Here is a 4,285-nt window from a genome sequence, read left to right on the forward strand (position 1 = left end):
CAGCAGGGGTGTCATCGGGTCGTCATCCACCGCATCCGAGGCCAGATAGCTGTTTTCGACATCCCGTTCCAGCAGGCCTTGCCGTTCCAGATAGCGACCCACCCGGTGGGCGATGGTGTGCGTCAGCTGGGTGAGCTCTGGGCTGGTCGGCGCCTTGACCCAGCGGAAACGCGCTGAGCCGTGGGATTGCTCGACATACACACCGTCGAGAAACAGCATGTGGAAGTGAACATTCAGATTGAGCGCCGATCCAGAACGCTGGATCAGGGTGACCGCGCCCGTCTTGGCCACTTGGTGGGTATGGCCCGCTTTCTTGACCAGGTGCGTGGCAATGACGCGGTAAACGATGCCCAGCACCCACCCCATGATCTCGGGCCGGCTGGCAAACAGGAAACGCAGCTGAAACGGGAAGCTCAACACCCACTGACGCATGGGTTGTTCAGGCAGTACTTCATCAACCAGCAAGGCGGCACTTTCGGCCATCCGCCGCGCCCCACAGCTCGGGCAGAAACCGCGACGCTTACAGCTGAAAGCGACCAGGTGCTCGGCGTGGCAAGACTCGCAGCGAACCCGTAGAAAGCCATGCTCCAGCCGCCCGCATTGGAGAAATTCTTCAAATTCCCGTTGCACATAGCCCGGCAATTCCTTTCCCTGCTCTGCCATAAGCGCAGCGAATGCCGGGTAATACTCGTCAACGATCTGATAGAGAAGGGTTTGCTCGGGTCGGTGGCTCTGGTAACGACCAGTATCCCGATCCCGGCTGGCCGTCCTGGCCGCCACATGAGGCATGTTCCGCGTCCTTGCAATACTGTGTTTACATACAGTCTATCGCTTAGCGGAAAGTTCTTTTACCCTCAGCCGAAATGCCTGCCGTTGCTAGACATTGCCAGCCAGTGCCCGTCACTCCCACTCGATTGTAAACAAGCACACAAAACCCTTTAGTGACAACAATTTGCAAGAACTATCAGGCTCAGTGCCATGAAAAATACCATGACCAGATCATGAGGTTGAACACGGCTTGCGCCGGCAGCGTTCACGCTCCTGGTCGGCGATCTCGCCCGGCTGCAATGCTAGCTCAGCATCGGTCATGCGCTCCAGCACGTCGCGTAGGCGGATGGTGCAAGGAATGGGCGGCAGCTCGAACTCATAGCCGCCGGCGATCATTTCGGCCGCAATCTCCTCGGTGATGAAAAACGGCTCGTCGTCTTGGTTCGGCTTCTTCATGCCCTTTCCTCCTGGCGCTCATCCTGGCCGACAGCGGCCAGGGCATCGGCTTCCGTCAATGCGTCCTCCACGAACGCGCCGTGCTGCTTCGCTTCGGCCTGGCTGACCTCGGCCCATATCCGTTTCACCTGGGCCGCACTGTACCCGGCCAGCTCGGCGGTCTTGTTGATGCTGTAGCCGGACTTGCGCAGCGCGACAACTTGGGCGCGGCGCTTCGGATCAGCACGGCGGCCCTTGTACCGCCCGGCCTGGCGGGCCAACTCAATGCCTTGGCGCTGGCGTTCGCGCCTGTCCTCGTAGTCGTCGCGGGCCATCTGCAAGGCCAGGCGAAAAAGCATGATCTGCACGGCTTCCAGCACGATCTTGGCGACGCCCTGGGCCTCGGCCGCCAGGTCGGATAGATCGACCACGCCAGGGACGGCCAGGCGTGCGCCTTTGGCCTGTATCGAGGCCACCAGGCGCTCGGCCTCGGGCAAAGGTAGGCGGCTGATGCGGTCGATCTTCTCGGCAATGACCACCTCGCCGGGCTGTAGGTCGCCGATCATGCGCAGCAGCTCAGGCCGGTCGGCGCGTGCGCCGGATGCCTTCTCACGGTAGATGCCGGCGACGTAGTAGCCGGCGGCCTTCGCGGCCGTAGTGATCGCCTCTTGGCGTTCCAAGTCCTGCGCGTCGGTGCTGACGCGCAGATAGACCCGCGCCACCATCGGCGCGGCTACTGGCTTCGTCCTGCGCATACTTGCGGGCTCCTTTGGGCATACTCAAATGCACCCATCTTAAACTGGCAGCTAATGTACAAAAGTTGATAGAAGCACACAAGTTCAATTTTGCACTTCTGCCCCACTATTGCAAAACTGCTTGTTAGTAGCCGTTTTTTCTTACTGTTTATAGATTCAATAATTTTTGAAACGAAAAATTGGGACTAAACATTTCGGTTTCGTTTTCTGTCGATTCGTCCTGCGTATCTTTTGCATAAACAAACATTTGTTGTTCGTAGTTTTCGATGGCATTTTCAATACTTGTAAATTCTCCGTTTGTAAGGTTTTCAGACAATATCAAAGCATCCAATAATCCCGTATTTACACCCTGTCCTGCAAAAGGCGACATCAAATGAGCAGCATCGCCAATCATTGTTATGGGTAATGGACGGTTACTTTTCCAATCATTGTTCAAAGGAAATTTCCTTGTGGGCAAGCATTGAAATGTTGATACCGAACGTATTAATTGTTTGTAAACTTCACTCCATTTGGAAAATCTTTTCAATAAAAAATCGGCAACGCTGTTTCTGTCCTGAAAATCTAAGGGAATTTTATTTTTCCATTCATCGGGCGTTTTAAAACTAATTCCTAAATACAATGCACCATTATTATTGGGATTGGCAAACAATAAAATGCCCTGATGTCCCGCCATTAATCGGTTGCCGTTGCATAGCTGAAAAAATCCGGGACAGTTTATTTCCGGTTGAAGAATATCAGCTTGGATGTTGAAAGTACCGGTTTCTTCAACTTGCGTGTCGGTAACAAAGCTCCTTATTTTCGACATTCCACCATTGGCAAGAATAACCAAATCTGCTGTTTCACTCGGTTTATTCTCAAAAGTTAGTGTCCACTTCTTCTTACCAGGTTCAAGCATAACAAGTTTTCTATCCCAAATAACCGTGTCGTTTTCTAAACTATTCAACAAGATAGCCCTTAAGTCATTTCTGTTTATTTCAGGATTGTCAAATCGATTTTCGGGCTTTACATTTTTTGTGGATAAAATATTGCCTTTTTCATCAGCAATATTTACACCCATTGGTAAGGCTAAGTCATAATAAGTTTGTAACAATCCCGCTTTTTTCATTGCTTCCTGACCTGAACCTTTGTGTAGGTCAAGGGTTCCACCAAAAATTCTTGCCTCTCGGTCGTTGTCTCTTTCGTAAACTGAAACGTCTATGCCGTTTTGCTGTAATAATTTTGCCATAGTCAGTCCAACGGGTCCACCACCAATTATTGCAACGTTCTTATCACTAAGTAAATTCATTTGTTTGTCCGTATCTATTCGCATTGTCATTCAAAAATGGCACATAACAAGTGGCTATACGCCAAATGGCGTATATATCCACTATATCTTATTTTGCTAAACCTTTCATTATCAGTGACAAATCCGTTTTCAACCGTTTACCGTTCGTTTCTACTCTCTCAAAAGGATTTATATTCATAGTGCTTTTTGTTAAGTTTTGCTCAAATATACAAATCCTTTCTATATATCTAACAAATCCATCGGACTTTTTAATTGTTCCATTCCCTTGGTGGTAATATGTGTATAAACCTCAGTTGTTTTACTGCTTGAATGACCTAACAACGATTGAATATAACGTAAACTCGTACCATTCTCAAGCAAATGCGTTGCAAAGCTATGTCGTAAGGTATGTACAGTAACTTCCTTTTGAATCTTTGCTTTTAAAACAGCTGCTTTAAAAATGTTTTGAATACTTCGGCTTGAGTATGCGCCACCTTTTTGACCTTCAAATAAATAATCTTTTGGTTTATATTCCATAAAGTATGTTCTTAAAATAATTAATGTTTTCTCAGATAAAATGGTATAACGATCTCTTTTTCCTTTTGACTGTTCTATACGAATTTGCATGCGCTTGGAGTCAATGTCTTTTATTTTCAGGTTTATACATTCAGAAATGCGCAAACCTGCCGAATAAATAGTCATCAGAATAGCCTTGTGTTTCACGTTTTCAATAGCGCGTAGTACCCGAATGGTTTCTTCTTCACTCATCACAACAGGAAGTGTTTTTTCTTTTTTTGGTCTTTCGATGAAATATGTTTTCCGTTGTCCACCCAAAACACGTTCGTAATAAAACTGGCACTGTTGCAAAGTTAGCGATGAGGCAGCCTTTTGTCTTATTCAAAGGCCTTACATTTCAAAAACTCTGCTTACCAGGCGCTGATGTGTGCTTAAAAAACAGGAGGGTTTAACTTGGTAAACTATACATACTCATTAGGAGTTTACCATGAGCAAGAAACAGAAGACTTACACCGCAGAATTTAAAGCTGAAGCCATAAAAGCCATT

The 4,285-nt window shown here is 48.0% G+C and carries 4 protein-coding genes and 1 pseudogene; all 5 read right to left on the bottom strand.

What is annotated here, in order from left to right:
* A pseudogene (locus FTV11_RS16750) lies at nucleotides 1-789 on the bottom strand (IS91-like element ISVsa3 family transposase); the annotation flags it as partial.
* Nucleotides 790-999: 210 nt separating this feature from the next.
* Nucleotides 1,000-1,224, bottom strand: a complete 225-nt coding sequence (locus FTV11_RS16755) for a hypothetical protein (RefSeq protein WP_000743213.1) — start codon at nucleotides 1,222-1,224, stop codon at nucleotides 1,000-1,002.
* On the bottom strand, nucleotides 1,221-1,958 hold the full coding sequence (locus FTV11_RS16760; RefSeq protein ID WP_001366550.1) for a recombinase family protein: 738 nt from the start codon (nucleotides 1,956-1,958) through the stop codon (nucleotides 1,221-1,223). The genes FTV11_RS16755 and FTV11_RS16760 overlap by 4 nt, the downstream gene beginning before the upstream one ends.
* Nucleotides 1,959-2,106: 148 nt before the next feature.
* The gene (locus FTV11_RS16765; protein ID WP_024160783.1) at nucleotides 2,107-3,273 is read right to left on the bottom strand and encodes a tetracycline-inactivating monooxygenase Tet(X3); all 1,167 of its coding nucleotides are present in this window, start codon (nucleotides 3,271-3,273) and stop codon (nucleotides 2,107-2,109) included.
* Nucleotides 3,274-3,462: 189 nt separating this feature from the next.
* A complete protein-coding gene (locus FTV11_RS16770) occupies nucleotides 3,463-4,056 on the bottom strand; it encodes a tyrosine-type recombinase/integrase (protein WP_205779272.1) in 594 nt (197 codons plus the stop codon).
* Between the last annotated feature and the right edge of the window lie 229 nt (nucleotides 4,057-4,285).

This window comes from Acinetobacter sp. YH12231, assembly GCF_013417755.1.
Classification (GTDB): Bacteria; Pseudomonadota; Gammaproteobacteria; order Pseudomonadales; family Moraxellaceae; genus Acinetobacter; species Acinetobacter amyesii.